The 18,706-nt window shown below is 71.7% G+C and carries 17 protein-coding genes; 2 read left to right on the plus strand and 15 right to left on the minus strand.

Translation table 11 applies throughout. The features are described 5' to 3' along the window. The first annotated feature begins 5 nt into the window (after positions 1–5). Positions 6–536: a hypothetical protein gene (locus Pflav_RS12880; protein ID WP_173036383.1), complete on the plus strand. Its 531-nt coding sequence runs from the start codon at positions 6–8 to the stop codon at positions 534–536. Positions 537–621: 85 nt separating this feature from the next. On the opposite strand, the gene Pflav_RS12885 is transcribed toward Pflav_RS12880, so the two are convergent. From Pflav_RS12885 to Pflav_RS12950, 15 genes are all read right to left on the minus strand, one after another. Beyond that, positions 622–825, minus strand: coding sequence for an aroma-sacti cluster domain-containing protein (locus Pflav_RS12885; RefSeq protein ID WP_173036384.1), 204 nt, complete (start codon positions 823–825; stop codon positions 622–624). Between the two features lie 20 nt (positions 826–845). After that, positions 846–2,156, minus strand: a complete 1,311-nt coding sequence (locus tag Pflav_RS12890) for an MFS transporter (protein WP_173036385.1) — start codon at positions 2,154–2,156, stop codon at positions 846–848. Beyond that, positions 2,153–2,851: an iron-containing redox enzyme family protein gene (locus tag Pflav_RS12895; RefSeq protein WP_173036386.1), complete on the minus strand. Its 699-nt coding sequence runs from the start codon at positions 2,849–2,851 to the stop codon at positions 2,153–2,155. Before Pflav_RS12895 ends, Pflav_RS12890 begins: the two co-directional genes overlap by 4 nt. 89 nt (positions 2,852–2,940) lie before the next feature. Then, a complete protein-coding gene (locus Pflav_RS12900; protein ID WP_173036387.1) occupies positions 2,941–5,919 on the minus strand; it encodes an AAA family ATPase in 2,979 nt (992 codons plus the stop codon). Beyond that, a complete protein-coding gene (locus Pflav_RS12905; RefSeq protein WP_173036388.1) occupies positions 5,916–6,899 on the minus strand; it encodes a radical SAM protein in 984 nt (327 codons plus the stop codon). Before Pflav_RS12905 ends, Pflav_RS12900 begins: the two co-directional genes overlap by 4 nt. Before the next feature lie 5 nt (positions 6,900–6,904). After that, positions 6,905–7,969 carry a radical SAM protein gene (locus Pflav_RS12910; protein WP_173036389.1) on the minus strand — a complete coding sequence of 355 codons (1,065 nt, stop codon included), beginning with the start codon at positions 7,967–7,969 and terminating at the stop codon, positions 6,905–6,907. 74 nt (positions 7,970–8,043) lie between these two features. Next, complete coding sequence (locus Pflav_RS12915; protein WP_173036390.1) at positions 8,044–8,691, minus strand: GAF domain-containing protein; 648 nt, start codon at positions 8,689–8,691, stop codon at positions 8,044–8,046. 9 nt (positions 8,692–8,700) lie between these two features. Then, positions 8,701–9,465 (minus strand): S8 family serine peptidase, encoded by a 765-nt coding sequence (locus tag Pflav_RS12920; protein WP_173036391.1) that lies wholly within the window; start codon positions 9,463–9,465, stop codon positions 8,701–8,703. Positions 9,466–9,530: 65 nt separating this feature from the next. After that, a complete protein-coding gene (locus Pflav_RS12925; protein WP_173036392.1) occupies positions 9,531–10,349 on the minus strand; it encodes an AfsR/SARP family transcriptional regulator in 819 nt (272 codons plus the stop codon). Between the two features lie 74 nt (positions 10,350–10,423). Then, positions 10,424–12,043 carry an Ig-like domain-containing protein gene (locus tag Pflav_RS12930; protein WP_173036393.1) on the minus strand — a complete coding sequence of 540 codons (1,620 nt, stop codon included), beginning with the start codon at positions 12,041–12,043 and terminating at the stop codon, positions 10,424–10,426. 77 nt (positions 12,044–12,120) lie between these two features. Then, positions 12,121–12,711, minus strand: coding sequence for a Gfo/Idh/MocA family protein (locus Pflav_RS47925; protein WP_332107753.1), 591 nt, complete (start codon positions 12,709–12,711; stop codon positions 12,121–12,123). Further along, on the minus strand, positions 12,630–13,190 hold the full coding sequence (locus Pflav_RS47930; protein WP_332107754.1) for a Gfo/Idh/MocA family protein: 561 nt from the start codon (positions 13,188–13,190) through the stop codon (positions 12,630–12,632). The genes Pflav_RS47925 and Pflav_RS47930 overlap by 82 nt, the downstream gene beginning before the upstream one ends. Further along, a complete protein-coding gene (locus Pflav_RS12940; RefSeq protein WP_173036394.1) occupies positions 13,160–13,867 on the minus strand; it encodes a ThuA domain-containing protein in 708 nt (235 codons plus the stop codon). The genes Pflav_RS47930 and Pflav_RS12940 overlap by 31 nt, the downstream gene beginning before the upstream one ends. Positions 13,868–13,869: 2 nt before the next feature. Then, positions 13,870–14,664: an inositol monophosphatase family protein gene (locus Pflav_RS12945; RefSeq protein ID WP_173036395.1), complete on the minus strand. Its 795-nt coding sequence runs from the start codon at positions 14,662–14,664 to the stop codon at positions 13,870–13,872. A 53-nt stretch (positions 14,665–14,717) separates the two neighbouring features. Then, positions 14,718–15,530, minus strand: a complete 813-nt coding sequence (locus Pflav_RS12950; RefSeq protein WP_232071327.1) for a hypothetical protein — start codon at positions 15,528–15,530, stop codon at positions 14,718–14,720. A gap of 342 nt (positions 15,531–15,872) precedes the next feature. Here Pflav_RS12950 and Pflav_RS12955 point away from each other — a divergent pair, with 342 nt between their 5' ends. Continuing rightward, entirely contained in the window at positions 15,873–17,045 is a 1,173-nt protein-coding gene (locus Pflav_RS12955; RefSeq protein WP_173036397.1) for a ThuA domain-containing protein, read from the plus strand. Positions 17,046–18,706 lie beyond the last annotated feature (1,661 nt).

Genomic DNA, 18,706 nt, shown 5'->3' on the forward strand with positions numbered 1-18,706 from the left:
GTCGCGTGAGCCAACGGCAGCTTCAGGTCGTCCGCCCCAACCAGGTCGTCGGCTGGAGCGCGGCGGTCGTCGCCGTCGGCGCCGCGGGCACGGCGGGTTTCCTCTCCGACCCGCTGTGGATGCGGCTGCTGTGGACCGGCGTCATGCTGCTGCTCCTGGAGGAGCTGTGGCGGTACGACCTGCGCCCCCGTCTGCTGTGGAATGACGGCGGCCTGGTGCTCGTGGACGGGCGGGGCGTGCACCGCCACACCTGGGCCGAGGTCAAGGCGATCGGCGTACGGGACAACCGGGTCTCGGTCCGGACGCCGGACGGGGTGCTGGAGGCCCGCTTCGACCGGCCCTGGTGGCTGGCCCGGGTGCATCGGTCCACACGCGACCTGCCGGTCACCATCGAGGCGCGGTTGCGGGCCGCGCAGGACGCCGGGCTGGCCGGCTCCGCGCAGGAGCCGCCGCCGGCCCCACGGGTACGCCGTCCGGTCCCGCTCTACCTGCTGGCGGCGGCCGGCGTCCTGGTGGTCGCGCTCGCCAGCGTCTGACCGGAGACCGCAATCGACGGTCGGCCGCCTCGATCCTGCGATTGAGGCGCTCGGCGGCCGACCGTGATTGCGGGGGCGGCGTGTTCTAGAAGAAGATCAAGAACCCGACATCATCCGCGGGCTGGACGTGGCCTTCCACGTCACCGCCCGCGGCCGCGTCGACGCGCTGCTTGATGCTGCTGAGCACGTCGACCTCCTCCGTGGAGAGACCGTCGATCACGGTCCGCTGCTCCTCGGTGGCCGTGGACAGGTCGAGCCCCAGGGCCGCCAGTCGAGAAGTCTGCGACATTCGAATCACCTCCTTTGTCCTCACAGTTCGGCCGGTGCTCTTGCGGTCACACCGGACGTCTCTTCAGCGGCTGGGGCGACATCACCCGCCGCCGATCGAATGGGCACTGGTCGAATGGGCACTGGTCCAACGGGCACGGAACGCTGTCGTACGAACGTCGCGGCCGAGAGCAGCGCGAGCACCACGCCCACCGTGACGAAGAGCCACCCCACGCCGAGAAGGTGCGCGAGCGCGGCGCCCAGTGCGGGCGCGAAAAGCTGCATGACGGTGGGCACCGCGTCCACGACGGTCCACGCACGACCCATCAGGTGGTCCGGCGTAGCGCCCTGCACGACGCTGGGGAACCCGACCATCACGGCGGCACCGGCGAAACCCAGCAGTGCCGGTGCGAGGAGCCACACCGGGCCCGGGTCGGCCGGTCGCGCCAGGACGCCGGTGCCCAGGAGCGCGACCATGGTTCCGCCGAGCAACTGTCCGGCGCCGACCAGGACGAAGGGCCGCAACGCGGTACCCCACTGGGCGATCACCACCGAGCCCGCGACGCCGCCGACGCCGACCGCCGCCACGATGTAGCCGAGGCGCGAAGGGGGTAGGCCAAGGTCGATCAAGGCCAGCGCCATCATGGCGTCAACGAGGAACACGAGGAAGAGCGTCGCGCCAAGTGCCTCGATCGCGAGCCGGAGCGCCGGGCTGCGGAAGACGAACCCGACTCCTTCGCGCAGTTCCGCCAGGTAGCTCGACCTGGTGGCCGCTCTGGGTGTCGCCGGTACCCGCAGACCGACCAGGACGACCGCGCTGAGCACGAAGGTGACGGCGTTGACCGCGATGATCGTCGTCGGTTGGAGGAACGTGAGCAGGACGCCGCCGGCGGCCGGGCCCGCGACCTTCGTGCCCTGCTGGACGACCTGGATGACGGCGTTGGCCTGGACGAGCTGCGCCGCCGGTACGGCCCGCTTGAGTGCCACCTGCCGCGCGGGCCCGAAGGCCACCGAGCACGCGGACCGGATCACCACCAGCGGCAGCAGCCAGAGGATTCCACCGGCGAGCACCATGCCCGCGGTGGCCGCGGCCCGGACCAGGTCGGCACCGACCATCACGGCCCTGGGCGGTGCGCGGTCGACGAAGACCCCGACGAACGGGGCCGCCAGCCGCGGCAGGCCCATCGCGATGACCACTGCCGCCAGTCCGGACGCGCCCTCCCGCCACACGACCGAGACGAGGACGAGGAGGGCCACCGCGTCCAGCCAGTCCCCCACGGCGGAGGTCGCCGTGCTGGTGAACAGGACGCGGTAGTTACGCGAGCGGAAGGGCGCCAGTGCGGCCAGGCTCACCTGGCCCCGGCCGGCACGCGGCCGTCGCCCGCGGCGCGGATCGACAGGTCTCGCGTTATCTGGCGGATCCCGGCGGCGGTGTGCAGGGCGCTGACGCCGATCAGCGTCTCGTGGTGGGACTCCAGGGGCAGCGAGTCGATCACTCGGTGCAGGTCGGCCCGGTGCCGCTGGTCGAGCACGGCGTGGCGCTCCAGCGTCTGGAACGCCGAACGCGGCAGGCCGCTGCGCGCCGCGAGGTGGTCCACCGTCTCCACGGCGGGCGGGAATCCTTCGAGCACCGCGATGTATCCGAGGAGCGCGACCGGGTGCACGTGGCGCACCCAGTAGTACTGGGCACCCACGAGGCCGGCGACCGCGCCACCGACCGTCATGTCGCGCAGCTCGCCCGGGTCACCGCCGGCCGTCTGGTAGTCCTCGGCCACCCAGTCGTCGTGGCCGTACTCCTCACGGATGTGCTTGCCGAGGTAGCTGCCGAGCGCGCTCGCGACAGGGTCGTCAGGACGCCGCAGGCATGTCTCGACGCCCACCAGCATCAGCGGCACGGACGCGCGGACGATGCCGTGCATCACCCGCAGGTACTCCACATAGGTGGCGCGGACGTCGCCGCCCTCCCACATCGAGCCCAGCCCGCCCGTCGTCGGTGGCATGGCGAGCCGCAGCTTCGCCGTCAGCCGCTCCGTGGTGGTTGTGGACATTTCCATGTCTCCCTCCCCTTGCCGTGCCAGATAACCGTCGCAGCCGTGGCTTGTCGCCAGGTATGTCCGCGGTATGCGCGCGGCGGCCTTCACCACCGCTCGGGCGCGGCCTCGACAAGCTCCAGTAGCCGGACGTCGCTTTTGAGCCGGACCGCTGCCTGGACCCGCTCGCCGAACGCGGCGACCAGCGACAGGTCCCCGAGCCGGCGCGCCACCCGTACGCACGTCAGCAGCACGCCGCTGCGCACGCCCGCGCCCCTGACCCCGTCGAGGACGCGCAGGACGTCCGCGAGCGGGGTGGCGTCGCCGTCCCGGAGCGCGGCGACGACCAGAGCCAGTACCTCGTCGGCCCAACGAGCGGCCCGGACGTGCGGGGTGGGCAGCTGTGACGGGGACTGCGAGCCGGCCAGCACCGCCATGACGGCCTGCCGTGCTCGGGCCCGGCCCGCTGGATCGTTGAGGCCCGCGTGCCCGTACACATCGGCGGCCATGCCCAACAGCTCGGCGGCCCGCGGCAGGTCGTCGTCCCGCTCGGCGAGCGCCGCGCGGAACGAGTAGACGGCGGCGAGGCCGTGCCGATGGCCGAGCTCGTCGCAGACGCTGCCGGCGGTGGAAAGAGTGTCCACCGCGGCCTCCGGATGACCCGCCATGTGCTGGAGATACGCCATCGGACAGCTGATGGCGACGCGGAGCAGGTCGGCGCGGCCGGCCTCACGGTAGAGGCGTTCGCAGGTCTCCAGCGCCGCCGCCGCGGGCTGGTCCCCGTTGGCGAGGCAGAGCGCGAGATTGCCGTAGATCTCCGCGCGGGACAGGGATCCGCTCGCCTGCCGCACGAGCGTGGCGGCCTCTTCGAGGGCGCTCTGCGCCGCCGGGATGTCCCCGGTCTCGATCGCGCCGTACGCCTGGAACAGCAGCGCGCGCGAGATCGCCCCGGGATCGCCGCTGCGCCGCGCCAGTGCCTGCGCACGCGCGATCCGGGCCCGGTCCCGCTCGCCGTCGAAAAGTTCCGCGGTCGCCGCCGCGGTGAGGATCAGGTCGGCGGCGGCCGCCCGGTGCGACTCCGGGTCCACGTCGCGCAGCGCCGCCTCCACAAGGGAACGCGCCACCTGCGGCTCGCCGCTGGCGAATCGGGCGTACGCCTCGACCGCCGCGAGTTCGAGTACCGTCGTCGCGTCGTCGACGTCCACGTCCCGTGCCATCGTCACGTAGCCCAACGCGACCGGGATGGCGCTGTGGAGGATGGCGAAGCGTCCAGCGGCGCAGAGCGACCGCGCGGCGTCCGTCGCGGCACGGCGCTCGTCGTCCGAGCCGGGGTTGAATTCCCGCCAGGCCGTGTAGGCGGACGCGGCGTGGTGGGCCACGCGTTCGACCTCGGGCGGGTCCCGGACCACGCGCGGGCGCAGCAGCTCGGCGACCTTTTCGTGTACCGACGCCCGGTCGCCGACGGTCAGCCGCCGGTACGCCACCTCCGCCGCCATCGGGACGGTGCACTCGGCCGCGCCGTCCGCGAGTACCGCCAACCGCCGCTCGACAAGCTGGGCGAGCGGGTCCTCGACGGCGAAGTCCAGTGTGGACGCGGCCTCGGTCAGGTCGGCCACCGTAGCCCGGCCGGCGAAGGCCGCGAGGAGGGCCAGCAGCCGCCGCGCCGGTTGGGAGAGCAGGTCGAGGTTCGCGCCCACCGCCGCCTCCGCCGAGGGCGGGAAGAGGTCGGGGCGCCCGTCGGACTCTCCGGCCAGGGTCGCCAGCTGCGTGAGGTAGAGCGGGTTTCCGCCGCTGCGCTCCACCATCTGGTTCAGCGTGTCGCCGTCGTGCAGCTCGATGTCGCCGCACAGGAGGGTGGCCAGCCGTCGCGAGTCGCCGGGATCGAGCGGTGGCACCGGGAAGCGCCGTACCGTCGTGGCCTGGCCCACCGGGATCGGCACGTCGCGTCCGATGAGGACGGTCGCGAGCCGTGGTACCGGAGACGACACGAGGTCCGCCAGAAACTCCATGAGCGCGGGTGCCACCCACTGCGTGTCCTCGACCACCAGGAGCACCGGACGCCGGGCCGCCAGCGCGGTAAGGCGTCCGCGTATCGCCCACCGGACCTCGCCGAGGGTACGGGCCGAGACGCCCGCGCCTTGCGACTGAGCCGCTCGGCCGTCGACCCTCGCCAGCGCCTCGTCCAGCCCCAGCAACGACCGCAGCCCGACGTGGCTGCCGTCCGCCGTACAGCGCACCACGACCCGGTCGACGTCGCCGGCCAGATCCTGCCAGCACCGGTCGAGCAGGCGTGACTTGCCGATGCCGGCTTCGCCCTCGACCAGCGCCACCGCCGGGTGCCGGGCGTCGAGGCCGCCCCGCAGGTAGCCGGCCAGGCGCGACAACAGGTCGTCCCGGCCGACGAACGCCGGGTCGGCGTCCGGCTGGGCCGGGGCCTGCGCACCGTCCACCCGCCAGGCCCGCAGCCCGCTGGGAAAGCCTTTGGCCGGGACCGGGCTGAGCGCGGTGGTCGTGACCGCGCCGCGGGTCAGCAGCCAGGTCCTCGCGTCCACCACCACCTCGCCCGGCGCGGCGGCGCTCTGTAGACGCGCCGCCCGGTTGAGCACGTCCCCGATGGCGAAGGAGGAGTCCCGGTGCGCCGCCACCGCCACGCGTCCCGAGGCCACGCCGAGCCGCACCGCGAAGTCCAGGCCACGGGCGGCGCGAAGGCGGTTTCCCTCCGCGACGGCGTGCTCCCGGATGGCGCACGCGGCCCGTACCGCGTGGGCCGCGTCGTCCTCACGGGCCTGCTCGGCTCCGAACACCGCGACGATCGCGTCGCCGATGAACTTCTCGACGCGCCCGCCCACCCGGGACAGCGCCTCGGTGGCGGCGGCGAAGTAGCGGCTCAGGATCGCGCCCCACACGTCCGGGCTGAGCCGGGTGGACATCTCGGTCGAGCCGACCACGTCGCAGAACACGACCGTGACGAACCGGAGCTCGCTCGGGGCCGGCTCGGGCACCTCCGCGAGCCGGGCGCCGCACGCCGTACAGAACCGACCTCCGGCGGCTACCGGTGTGGCGCATCGCGGGCAGTTGCCGGTCACGGCAGCATCCCGGCCAGCGCGGCCACCGCGGCGGAGGTCCGCGGGTCCCGGGCGACGATGTCGTGCGCCCGCCAGCACGGCGCGCAGATGTTGTCGTACGGGCGGTCGCCGAGCTCGGCGAGACCGGGCAGCTCGGCCAGCATGGACATCGGCACGGCCGCGACCGCCCGCAGCAGCGGTGCCGTTTCGAAGGACCGCAGCGCCGCCGAGACCTCCGCCCGGTTACGCGCCCGGCGCCGCAGCTCCTCCGGCCCGGCGCCGAGGATGAGCGCCTCGTTGCAGCAGCCGATGAGCACGCCGTCGTACCTGATGGTGGGTGCTTTCGTGGCCCGGCACGGCTTCCACCGGTCGAGCGGGCGGCGCGGCTGGATCTGGAATACGTCACGCCCCCGACCCACCCGCAGCGCCGGGATGAGGTTCACGTCGGCGTGCCGCTCCCAGTCCGCGCCGTACAGCTCGGTCAGCGTCTCTCGCACGAAGTCCTGGGTTTCCGGCTGGTCGAGCAGCTGCACGACGATGCGGCAGCCGGCATCGGCGACGAACCCCGCGGCCCGCCGGAACCGCTCGCGGTTCACACTGCCGAGGTGGAAGCTGTCGGTACTGAGGAAGACGGTGCCGACCTGCCGCAGTACGGCCGCGATCCAGGGCTGGCACCGCTCGCCCGAGGCCCAGTAGCCACTCGTGAAGACGGTGACGTCCTTACCGCCCTCGCGCAGCCGGCTCACCGCCAGGGGCAACGCCCGCCGCTCCACGAAGGGCTCGCCACCCGAAATGCCCACCAGCTCGATCCCGGGCGTGTCCAGGATGCCGGCCAGGACCTCGTCGAAAAGCTCGTAGTCCGTCACCATCGGGCTGTCCGGCCGCGAGTCCACCGAACAGTGCGCGCACCCGACCGGGCACCGATCGGTGATGAAAAGCAGCACCGACTTCCCGTACTGCGTGCGCAGGTCGTCGATCTCGGCGAACGTCAGGCGTCGCATGCCGGCTACCGCCAACCGAGCGTGGCCAGCTCGCGGTGCGCCGCCACGCCGTAGGTGCCGAGATATGCCTGGTCGCCGGCGTGCTTGGTGACGGCCAGCGCGGCGGCCTCCAGTGCCCGGCCCTTCGGCGACTCCAGAAACCGGGTCACCTCGACGTCGAGTTCGGCGCTGTCGCCCAGCCTGGAGCAGGTACCGCAGTAGTTTCCGGTGCCGTCCCCCGCGCCGAACCGCCGTCGCAGCTCCAGCGGACCGAACATCCGGACTCCGCGCAGCAGATGTGTCGTCAACGCCCGCTGCCGCAGCACCGGCCACGAATCGACCGCGGAGTCGCCGAGCACCAGGTGTGCCGGCCGGTGCGGTGCCGCCGCGTGCCGCGAGGGACAGGCCAGGACGGTGCCGTCATACCCGACCAGCGGCCAGGACGCCTGGAAGCAGGGCTCGACGCCGGCGGCCGGCACCGGGGCGGCGTCGGTTGTGAACCACTCGCGGGCGCGGCCGACGGAGGCGAGCGTCGTCACCAGCATCGGCACCTCGTCCGCGAACTCCCGCCGGACGTCCTCGATCAGCTCGACCAGGTACGGGTCGTCCGGGCCCTCGCCGGTCAGCTGCATGCTGACCCCGGGCACCAGCTCCCGCACCTGGTGCAGTGCCCGGAACATGTCGCGCCGAGGCACCTCCCGCTCGTGGAAACGGTCGTAGCTGGCGGTGAGGTGGTCGAGGCTCTCGATCGCGCGGCGCAACGCCGGCGTGATGCCCTCGCCGGTGCGGGCGAAGTACATGCCGGACATCGCCAGCGCGCGGGTGCCGACGCGGCGGGCCGCCTCGGCGAGGTCACGCACCAGGCTCGCGCGCAGCAACGCCTCGCCGCCGGACATCCCGATCACCTCGGGGCGGCAGTCCGGCGTGAAGGAGTCGACGATCCGCCGGAACGGCTCGTCGCCGTACTGCTCGCTGCTCAGTGAGGACTCGGTGCTGCAATGCGCGCACGACAGCGGGCAGCGCCGCGTCAGGGCGAAGTAGACACCGGCGGCCGGTACCATCCGCAGTCGCAACATTTCCACCAGATGCACTCCGGCCTCCTCGCGTAGTCCTCGTGCCAGGCTCTAATCGCGCGCTTGCGTGCCGGTATGCCGCCGGTATCGCGCTAGCCGACGTCGCCGTGGCGGGCGGCGATGAGGTTGTCCAGCGCGTCGACGAACTGGCGGACCGCCGGGCTCTCCCCCGCCTGCGTACGGCTGAGGGTCTGCTCCAGCCGGATCCACGGCTCCCGGTGCGGCTGCCCGTCGATCGCCCGCTGGACCGTGCGAGCCGCCTGGAGCAACGACATCGACGCGGCGAGATGGTCGGCGAGCGCCGTGAGAATGTCCATCGCGGTCAGGTCGTCGAAGCGGGCGGGAGCGGCGTCCAGGACTTCGAGTACGCCGATGGGCTCGTCGAGGATGAGCGGGGCGGCGACGATGGCCTCCGGCACGTACCCGGTCGCCTCGGCCGTGCTGCGGTCAAACCGTGTGTCGTTGCCCAGGTCGTTGAGCGCCATCGTCTGCCCGGTCTGGAAGACCCAGCCGGCGACGCCGTGGTCGGACGGGATCCGCACACCGATGATGCGATCCTCGCCGCGCCCGGACGCCGCCTCGAAGACGAGGGCGTCACGGCCCGGGTCGTGCAGGAAGATCGATGCCGCGGCGGCGCCGAAGACCAGCCTGGAAAGCCGCACCGTGGAGCGCAGCAGTTCGGTGTGGACATGCGGGTCCACCAGCCGCCCGAAGCCGGACGCGGGAAACTGGTCGGTCATGACGACTCCTCAGGTGAGGTTGTTGGCGATGCCGGCGAGCACGGCCTTGAGCTGTGGTGCGCCAAATCCGGGATGGCGGTTGAGGATCCGCGCGCACATGCCGGTGACGTGCGGCGCGGCGAAGCTGTTGCCCGACAGCCGGACCCGGCGGTTACCCGGCTGCGCGGCGAGGACGTTGATGCCCAGGGCGAAGAACTCGACCGGCGGCGCGGGGTTGACCTCGATGTGCTCGCCGTCCTGGGTCGCGTGCGAGCCGACCGAGATGACCGCGGGGAACCGCCACGGGTAGCTGGCGACCGGACGGTTGTTGGCCGCCGCCACGATCGTCGTACCGCCGAAGTACGCCCGGTCGGAGAGGTCGCGGATCGCGTCCCGGAAGTCCGGGTGGCGCGTGGACAGGCTCATGTTCACGATGTCGAAGCCCTCGTCCAGCGCCCACTCCAGCGCGGCGATGAGCGCGTCGCCGCGCCCCCGCAGCGCGCCGCCCAGCACGCGGACACTCGTCATCTCGCAGGCCGGAGCCAGCGCGCGCACGATGCTCGCGCAGGCGGTGCCGTGTCCGGCGACGTCCCCGTCGGCGTCGGGCACGACGGTGTACCCGCCGGACCCGTCTGCCTCGGCGACCTGGTAGGCGGCCAACGGTCCGCCGACGTCCGGATGGGTGGCGTCCACCCCACTGTCCAAAATGCACACGCGTACGCCGGCACCCGAACCGTCGCCGAATGCCCACTCGCGGGTGAGCGGGTACGGCGCCGCGATCGCGCTTCTGGCCACCGGCCGTCCCTCGGAGGCGTAGGCGGGAGCCTTCAGCGGAGTTACGCCATGACCTTCCGCTTCCATCAGCCGTTCCCCTTGGCGACCGCGAGCTCGTCCCCGGCCAGGATCGCCTTGTACACGTTCGTCAACGGTTCGCCGGGGTCGACGCCCACCTCCTCGGCGAGGGCGCACCGGGTCCGGTGGAACACCGCGAGCGCCTCGGTCTGCCGCCCGTCGCGGTACAGTGCGGTCATGGCCTGGCCGACGAGGCGCTCCCGGAACGGGTGCTCGGCCAGCATCGCGAGAAGGTCCGCCACAAGACCGTGATGGCGGCCGGTGCGCAACCGGACCTCGTTGCGTGCCTCCAGGGCCACCAACCGCAGCTCCTCAAGGCGCAGCGCCTCACGCCGCGCGGCTCCGGCGAAGTCCAGATCCGTGAACGCCGACCCGCGCCACATCGCCAGCCCCGCGGAGAGCAGCTCGTCCGCGCGGCGCAGCTCGCCCCGGCGCGACGCGTCCTGCCCGCCGTCGACCAGCCGCTCGAAGCGCCAGGCGTCGATGGTGCTCGGCTCGGCGCGCAACCCGTACCCGGTCGACCCGGACGCGATGAGGTCCGCGTCGCCCAGCGTGCGGCGCAGGTGGTACACGTGCACCTGGAGGTTCTTGCGGGCCGTGCGGGGCGGGTCGTCACCCCAGACCGCGTCGACGAGCCTGGTGGCGGGGACACTCTGGTTGGGATGGCACAGCAACGTCGCCAGCACCCTGCGACGCTGCGCCGGGCCGATCGGCAGCTGCCTGCCGTCGCGACACACGGTCAACGGCCCCAGCACACAGAACTCCACGTCGTCCTCCCCCTCGCCGGTCGACGCGGGGAACGGACCTGTCAGCCCGCCGCGTCGCACTGCCCCATCGCAGGCTCGGCTTCAGAGGTGGCGGGTTTCGTGCCAGGAAGCTTGCGGAGACCTTGCGGCGCCCGTCAGCGGCGTAGGTGGCCGATGTCGTGGGCGCTGAGCCAGGCGACGGTGCGGGGTACGAAGCCGGGCGCGCTCGCGTCCGCGGTCACCTCGGTCGCGACGAGCGGGACCTCGGCGGCGACCGGGAGCAGGGTCGACCGCCAGCAGGCCGGGGTGGCGCAGGCCGAGCGGTTGTCGACCCGCCAGGCGGCGGCCACGTTGCGCCCGTCGGGGTCGGCGGGGCGGAATTCGAGCCAGCGGCTCAGGTCGTTGCCACCGTCGAGGCCGGCGGCGAGGACCAGGTTGAACGACCCGTGCAGCCGCAGGAGGCGGATCTGCTCCTGTACGCGGAAGTTCGGCAGCCCGTTGTCGAAGCAGGCGGGGCCGCCGTCCTGCCAGCAGGTCCACGCGGCCGCCGGGTCGACGGTGCCCGCGGCCGGGAAGCCGTAGTGGGTCACGTCGAACACCACCGCGCTGTCCTCGCCGAACCGCTGCGCCGCCGAGCCCCAGAGGCCACGGGGGCCCAGGATGTCGCTCGGGCGGACCGACACGATCGGCGTGATGCCGGCCCGGGTGAGGCGGGTGATGTACGCGGCCGCCTCGTCGAGGTAGGCGGTGCGGTACTCGTGGTAGGTCGGGCCAGGGGTGTAGATCCAGCAGGCGTCGTTCAGCACCACGCGCACCGCGTTGACGCCGCGTGACCGCAGCGCGCGCACGGAAGCGTCGTCGACCGGACCGTCCCAGGTCACCGCGCCCGCCACGCACCCGGTCTCCACAGTGGACCGCACGATGCCGCGCGGCCGGTACTCCCGGGAGGCGCGCTCGACGGTCACGATCCGGTCGCCCGATACCTTGAGCGGGGGCGCGGCACCCGGTGCGGAAGGCTTGAGCACCCGGACGCCGCGGACCTCGGCGGTGGCGCTGGCCCCGGCGCTGTCGTACGCGGTCGCGGTGACCCGGGTCCCGCTGTTCGGCGGCACGCCCCGCCAGTCGAACGCGTACGGCGCGGTGGTGTCGACGGCGAGCAGCGTGCCGCGCTCCCGGAACTCGACCCGCTCGATCCGCCGTCCGGGGGTGGCGGTCGCCTCGGCGCGGATCGGGATCGTGCCCGGCGCGGCAAAGAAGTCGTTGGGCAGCGGCGAGGTCAGCGCGACGGACGGCGGTGCCGGATCGGGAGACGGAGCCGGCGGCGACGAGGGACGGGGTGGGCTGGACGACGGTAGGTCCACATTGCACGGTTGGGCGCCGAGGAAGTATTCGATCGGCTCGGGGTTGGCGCTCGTGTAGGCCCCACCGAACCGCACCGTGACCGAGCCGCCGGTCGCCAGCGTGGAGCCCCGCGACGGGGTGAGGAAAGCCAACGGGTACAGCTCGCCGCTACCCACGAAGTATCCGGGCGGGAGGCTGTCGAGCAGGCTCACTATCTGGCCGCTGCCGAGCCGGAACCGGAGCCGCCAATCCGTGACGGGCGCGCCGAGGTTGGTCAGCTTCATCTCGGCCATCCAACCGTTTGACCACTCGCGCGTGATCTTGTAGTCCACAGTGCACGCCATCGCCGCGTACGCCGGGCGCAGCACCATCGCCAGCGTACCGGCGACCACGACCGCGATGGCCGCCGCCAGCGCGAAGATCCGACGTCGCATGCCAGCCCCCGTGGATATTGACAGCAGTCGCTACCTACTCCACCATCGGCGGCGGGGGCCCCGCTGTCAATACCTGGTCAAGGGGTGAACGGCACCGCCGACGGGCGCTCCACAGTGGTGGTCAGCTCGATGCGGCGCCCCTGCGCGGCCGAGTCGAGGAGCGAGGTCATCACCTCGAGTACGTGCAGGGCCAGCTCGCCGCTCGCCCGTCCCTCCGAGGTGACGAGGTCGATCAGGCCGATGCCCCGGGCGGCACCGGCGTAGCCGGCGGACAGTTGGAACCGGTGCCACTCGCGGCCGGCGAGCGGGAAGAGGCGGGACTCGCCGTCGAACTGGTTCGGGTCGGGGACGGAGAGCGTGCCGGCCTCGCCGTGTACCTCGATCGGCGCCGCCGTCGTCGCCACAGCGTCGAAGCTCGTCGTGATCGTGGTGAGCGCGCCGCCGGCGTGTTCGAGCACGCCGCTGACGTGGCTGTCCACCTCGACCGGGATCCGCTCGCCGGCCCGAGGTCCGGAACCGATCACCCGCTCGCCGCGCAGCCGGCTGGCCGCCCCGGTCACCGCCCGTACCGGTCCGAGCAGGTGGATCAGCGCAGTGATGTAGTACGGCCCCATGTCCAGCAGCGGGCCGCCGCCGGCCACGTAGTAGAAGTCGGGTTGGGGTGCCACCGCTCGTGTCCGGGAGTGACCATCGTCGCCGACGCCGCGATCGGCCGCCCGATGAGGCCTGCGTCGATGGCGGCGCGCGCGGTCTGGGTACCCGTGCCGAGCACTGTGTCCGGCGCGCATCCCACCCGGACGCCGGCCGCGGCGGCCGCCTCGATGATCGATCTGCCGTCCGCGAACGTGACGGCGAGCGGCTTCTCGGCGTACACATGCTTGCCGGCGGCGATCGCGCCCAGCGCGATCTCGGCGTGCGCCGCGGGGATGGTCAGGTTGAGCACCGTGTCGACGTCCGCGCTGGCGAGCAGCCGCTCGACCGGCATCGCCTCGGCGCCTGGGATCTCCGCCGCGGCGGCCTCGGACCGGGCCGGGTCGAGGTCGGCCACCGCGGTTATCCGCAGGCTCGGGTGCCCGACGAGCGTTTTCAGGTACGCGCGGGAGATGACGCCGAGGCCTACGATGCCGACGCGGTGCGGCTCGCCCACAGGATGCCCCTCTCGATGACGGTACGGACGCTGGGGTGCTCCAGCACGTCCAGGCTGTGCCCCGGGGTGGTCACCACGACGCGCCCGGCACCCCACTGCCGGGTCCAGATCGCCGGCGACGTGATCGGGCGGTGCCACGGGTGCCACGGCTGTACCGGGTGCGTGGTGGTGGCGAGCACGTCGCTCAGGTCGTCGTGCAGCACCCAGTACTGCTCGGTGACCAGGTCGAAGTCCTCGACCCCGACGGTGATCGGGTGCTCCCGGCCGAGCGCGGTCATCTCCACCGTGTGCGGCAGGTAATTGTCTTCCTGCCCGCCCTGCCGCTCGCACGGCTCCTTGCCGGGGTGCGTGGCGAACTGGCCGCCGACAAGCTGGAGGTAGTCGGAAGAGGCGCGGTACGAGTCGACGATGCCGCCGTGCCAGCCGGTGAACCCGGTACCCGCCTCGACGGCCGCGCGCAGCCCGGCCACCTGCTCGCTCGTGATCTGGGACATCGTCACGCACTGGAGGACGAGATCGGTGGCGGCCATCGCGCCGGCGTCGCCGTACACCTCGGGCGAACCCTCGACACGCACCTCGTAGCCGGCCCGCTCCAGGAACGGGATGAACATGTCGGTCGCCTTGACCGGCTGGTGGCCCTCCCACCCGCCGCGGACCACCAGAGCTTTCAGCGTCACCGTCAACTCCCCCGGAACTGCTTGCCGATCACCGCGAGCATCGCGTCGTGCGTCTCCTGGTCGGCGGAGGCGACGAGGCCGCCCGCGCCCTCGTACGCGGGCTGGCCGCGCAGGCCTGTCACCACACAGCCGGCCGCCCGGCAGATGGCGACCGGGCTGGCGAAGTGCACGTTGTCGCGCAGGTCACTGTCGCTCACGAACGCGGCCCGCCGCCCGGCCGCCACCCACAGCAGCGCCAGCGTCGACGACGTCACCCGCGTGCCGAACCGCTGGCCGAACGCCACGTCGCTCATGACCCGTACGGCCCGGAAGCCCGGCCCGTTTTCGAACGGCGGCTCGAGGTTGAAGTCCACGAGCGCTATGCCGCCGTCGGGCCTGAGTGGGTGGTCGGCGCCCTCCAGGCGCACCCGGGCCACATTGCGGTCGGTCCAGTAGACCTCGCCGCTGAACGGGTCCGCCGACGCCGCGGCGGTCACCTCGCCGTTGACGCGCAGGGCCACGTTGACGGCGACGAGCGGGGTACGGGCGGCGAAGTTGTGGGTGCCGCAGAGCGGGTCGACGAGCCACACCCGCTCCGCGTCGGGATCGCCGTCGCTGCCCGACTCCTCGGCCAGCACCGCGTCGCCCGGGTGGGCGGACCGCAGTACATCGAGGATCATCTTCTCCGACTCGATGTCGGCGGCGGTCGCGAAGTCCCGTCCGGACTTGGCGAACCGGTCCAGCGGCTGGCCGAACCGGGCCCGCACGACGGCGGCACCCGCCTCCGCCGCGGCAATGGCGAGTTCCGCGTCTGACATGGCTTGATCCTAACGGTGTGCGCCCCGGCATCCACCGCTCAGAATGCCGCCGCTCAGCCCGGGGCGCCGTACCGCTCGTTCAGCTCCCGGTACGCGGCCAGGACGGCAGCGATCTCGTCCGCCAGCTCGAGGCCGGAGTCCGGCGTGCCCGGAAGGGGGGTCGGCGCCAGGCTGGCGAGCGTCTGGTCCACCCGGCTCGTCACCTGGTGGATCTCCCGCTCCCGCATGAAGTTTTCGCTGGCCACCGCCGTGGCCTCCAGCTCACCGAGCCGCCGCGCGACCTCCGCGTCGAGGTCCGACAGCGCCTGCTTCAACCGGTCCCGCTGGGCCATCAGCTTGCGTGCGGCCGGGCTGTCAGCCGGCAGGCCGCGATGCCGCTGCCGGCGCAGCTCGATCAGCAGGGTGCGCACGTCCTGCCGGTGCTGCAACACCTTGGCGAGGTCGAAGAGCGCGGATGCCAGCAGGCGTTCGGCGGCATCGGTGTCGACCATTCCGGCGAGCGACGGCAGCGTCCGGCAGATCCGCTTTCCGATGTTGAGCGCCGCCCCCAGGGCGTTGCGGTCCTCCGGCGCGGCCAGCAGGCAGTAGTCCGGCGCCTCCCGGTCGAACCCCGGAGCGAGGATCCGGCCCGGCCGCCGCCGCGCCCCTTCGCGCTGGCCGGAGGCGATGAGGGAGGCGAGCCCGCCCATCGCCACGACCAGCCCCAGGAAGCTGCCGAACGCCGCGACGCCGGCCGCCGCCACGAAGAGCACGATGGCGAGCACCAGCAGCTGGCGCGCCGCCGCTCCGGCCGGCACCGGACCCGGCACCAGCTCGGCGACACTGCCCCACCGGTGCGTGCCGGCGCCACCGCGGTCGACTTTCAACGGCCGCCTCGAGACGACCGTCAGCGCGGGATTATGACCGATGTAGAGCGCTGGTGGATCTTGAGAAGTCACCGCCGCGCACTCCCCCTCGTGACTGGTGGTCAAGTGTAGTGGTCGCGGGAAACCCTCCAGGCGACTTCGCCGGCTCGAGCCCGGTCGAGTCATCCGATGTCTCGTGCGTCCGAAGGTGATCAAGGCGGCCGAAGGGATCGACATCGGGGGATTGACGCGTCAAGACGTCCCAGGTTAACTACGGTCACACTGTGGCCGCCCACTCGGCGGGTGGGGGTCGCGGACCAATCCAGCCGAGCATCGGCGGCCCGGCTCCTTGCCCAACCCCACATGTGCGGAGGAGCAGTGTTCAAACGTCTGGCGGCCGGCCTTTTCGGGCTGGTCGTACTCGTGGTAGCGGCGTTCGTGGCACCGGCGTCGCCAGCGGCCGCGGCGCCGGTCACGAAGGTCCTGGTGTTCTCCAAGACGGCCGGATTCCGGCACTCGTCCATCCCCAACGGCATCGCGGCGATCCAGCAGCTGGGCGCCGCCAACGGGTTCACGGTCACAGCCACCGAGGACGCGGCCCAGTTCACCACCGCCAACCTGGCGCAGTACCAGGTGGTGGTCTTCCTCTCGACGACCGGCGACGTGCTCAACGCGGCGCAGCAGACGGCTTTCGAGTCGTACATCGCCAGCGGCAAGGGGTACGTCGGCATCCACGCGGCGGCCGACACCGAGTACAGCTGGGCGTGGTACGGCGGCCTGGTCGGCGCCTACTTCGCCTCGCACCCCGCCATCCAGCAGGCCACAATCCGGGTCGAGGATCGCTCGAACGTGATGACCTCGCACCTGCCGGCCGACTGGACCCGCTCCGATGAGTGGTACAACTACCGCACCAACCCGCGCCCGAACGTGCGCGTTCTGATGCGGCTCGACGAGAGCACGTACAGCGGTGGCTCGATGGGGGATCATCCGATCTCCTGGTGCCAGCAGTACGGCGGCGGCCGCTCGTTCTACACCGGTTTGGGGCACACCGAGGCGACGTACGCGGAGAGCAACTTCACCCGCATGCTGCTCGGCGCCATCCAGTGGACCGGCGGCGCGCAGACCGCCACCTGCACCCCGACGACCAACCCGGTCAGCGGCACGTCGTGGCGGGCGAGGGTAAACAGCCGGTTCGTCACCACGAGCGCCGGCAACCTGATCGCCAGCGCGACCACCGCGTCGACCAACAACGAGCGGTTCGACATCGTGGACCTCGGCGGCGGCAACGTGGCCTTCCGGTCGAAGGCCAACGGCCAGTACGTCTCGGCGGGCACGGGCACCACCGCGCTCATCGCCAACCGGACGACGGTCGGCCCGTCGGAGACCTTCGCGCGCGTCACCAACTCCGACGGCAGCGTCAGCTTCCGCGCCCAGGTCAACGGCCGCTACGTGGTCGCCGAGAACGCCGGCGCGGCCGCGCTGATCGCCAACCGCGCCGCGATCGGCTCCTGGGAAAAGTTCGACCTGGTGAACTGAAAATCCGTTCCAAGAAAGAGATGTGAGCTACCGCGACGTCCGCGGTGGTCCGGACCGCTGCTCCCGCGGCCTCACCCTCCGCGGTGCACAACCCGCCCGGCGTTGCGTCGCTTCGCGACGCAACGCCGGGCACCTTGATTTCAAGGGGCGCGCGCCCAATCAAGGTGGTGGGGTCGCGCTGCGTCGCTGGGTTGCGGTCACCCCATTTCTTGCCTCCGGCGGGGATCTCCGGCCTCCAGGATGGGGGAAAGTGCCATCCCGTCGGCCCTCGACCCGTCAAGAGCAGAGCAGACCGACGCCCGGGGCGCCAGCGTCCGTGCCGTGCGTTGCGGGTTTGTGGGTGGTGGCGCCCCGGGCGTCGGCCCGCTCCAAGAACAAGCGGGTCGAGGGCCGACGGGATGGCACTAAGGGGTGGGGTGCGCTGGGTGCGCGACTGGCGTCGCTGCCGGTGGTGATCTCACTGGTGATCGTTCGCCCGATACCTACACGACACGCCGACCGCGCCGCGGATTCTGGCCGAACGATCACGGCGAGAATGGCTCGCCCGGCTTTGTGATGACCTATTGCTGCCAGGGCAACCACAAGTCCTCACAAAGTCACCTCTCGCGACACGGCGACGGACATCGCGGCGACTCAAATCCCAACGCGAAAGCCAAGACGCCGATCATGGCCTTTGGCCGCGGTTTTTCCTTGATCGGCGAAAGCGCGTCGTATCGCGCTGCGATTGTGGCGAAAAATTGCCCCTGGAGAGGCTGTTGCAGAATCGTCAGATTCGACCGAACCGAGGGTCGCGTTGACCCTCGCTGGCCGCCGTTTGGCGGCCCACGGCCGGCACAGCCGTGTTTTTCTCGATACCCGCTGTAGCCGGGCTATTTTGCAACAGGCTCTGGAGGGGCAATTTCTCGCCACGGACGACCAGAGCACCCCCGATCAAGGCCGCGCCTCACCGCGGCCATGCCGGCCGGGTTTGGTCGTCGATCGCGGAGGGTGAGGCCGCGGGAGCAGCGGCCTGGACCCCCAATGCCACTCGGCCTACAGTGATCAAGGCGATGACCTGGTCATTCTCCGCGCGGCCCGCGCGGAGTGCCGGGTTGGGTCGGGTCGTTGAGGGTCGGTCGGGCTTTGGGGAAATCTGTTGCTGCCATAGCGGCCGTAGCTTTTCCCGGAATGGTTTCCGGCGCCGAGCCTGCGCACTCCCGACGGAAACTCTGGATCTAGTCGACTTTCTGCCGTCAGGACGACAGGAAGTCGACTAGATCGCGCGGGCTTGGCCACAGCGACACCTTGGGTTGGGCTCTTTAGCCGGTTTGTCCGCATGCCGGTCGGAGCACGTTAGTGATCGTGGTATTTAGCTGTTGCTATAGCAACAGCTAAATACCACGATCTGCTGGATAGCGTCCGGGTGCGGCACCCGGTCGAGCGTTCACGATTCGGCCGGCTTTGATCGGTGCGCGCATGCGTGGGGGTCGCGGCCCTTCACCGCCGGCGATGCCAGCCGGGGTTTGGGTTGTGGAACCGCGGAGGGTGAGGCCGCGGGAGCAGCGGTCTGGACCACCGCGGACGTCGCGGTAGCTCATCTCTCGATCCTGAATGGAGCTTGGAGCCCCTTCGCGGATCGTGGTACGTAGCCGTGGGAACAGCTACGTACCACGATCTGATGC

The organism is Phytohabitans flavus, assembly GCF_011764545.1.
GTDB classification, from domain to species: domain Bacteria; phylum Actinomycetota; class Actinomycetes; order Mycobacteriales; family Micromonosporaceae; genus Phytohabitans; species Phytohabitans flavus.

Coding starts and splice junctions, on each gene's coding strand:
- Pflav_RS12930 (WP_173036393.1), bottom strand. CDS start 12,043: ATGCGACGTCGGATCTTCGCGCTGGCGGCGGCCATCGCGGTCGTGGTC.
- Pflav_RS12915 (WP_173036390.1), bottom strand. CDS start 8,691: ATGACCGACCAGTTTCCCGCGTCCGGCTTCGGGCGGCTGGTGGACCCG.
- Pflav_RS12905 (WP_173036388.1), bottom strand. CDS start 6,899: ATGCGACGCCTGACGTTCGCCGAGATCGACGACCTGCGCACGCAGTAC.
- Pflav_RS12945 (WP_173036395.1), bottom strand. CDS start 14,664: ATGTCAGACGCGGAACTCGCCATTGCCGCGGCGGAGGCGGGTGCCGCC.
- Pflav_RS12895 (WP_173036386.1), bottom strand. CDS start 2,851: ATGTCCACAACCACCACGGAGCGGCTGACGGCGAAGCTGCGGCTCGCC.
- Pflav_RS12885 (WP_173036384.1), bottom strand. CDS start 825: ATGTCGCAGACTTCTCGACTGGCGGCCCTGGGGCTCGACCTGTCCACG.
- Pflav_RS12955 (WP_173036397.1), top strand. CDS start 15,873: ATGTGCGGAGGAGCAGTGTTCAAACGTCTGGCGGCCGGCCTTTTCGGG.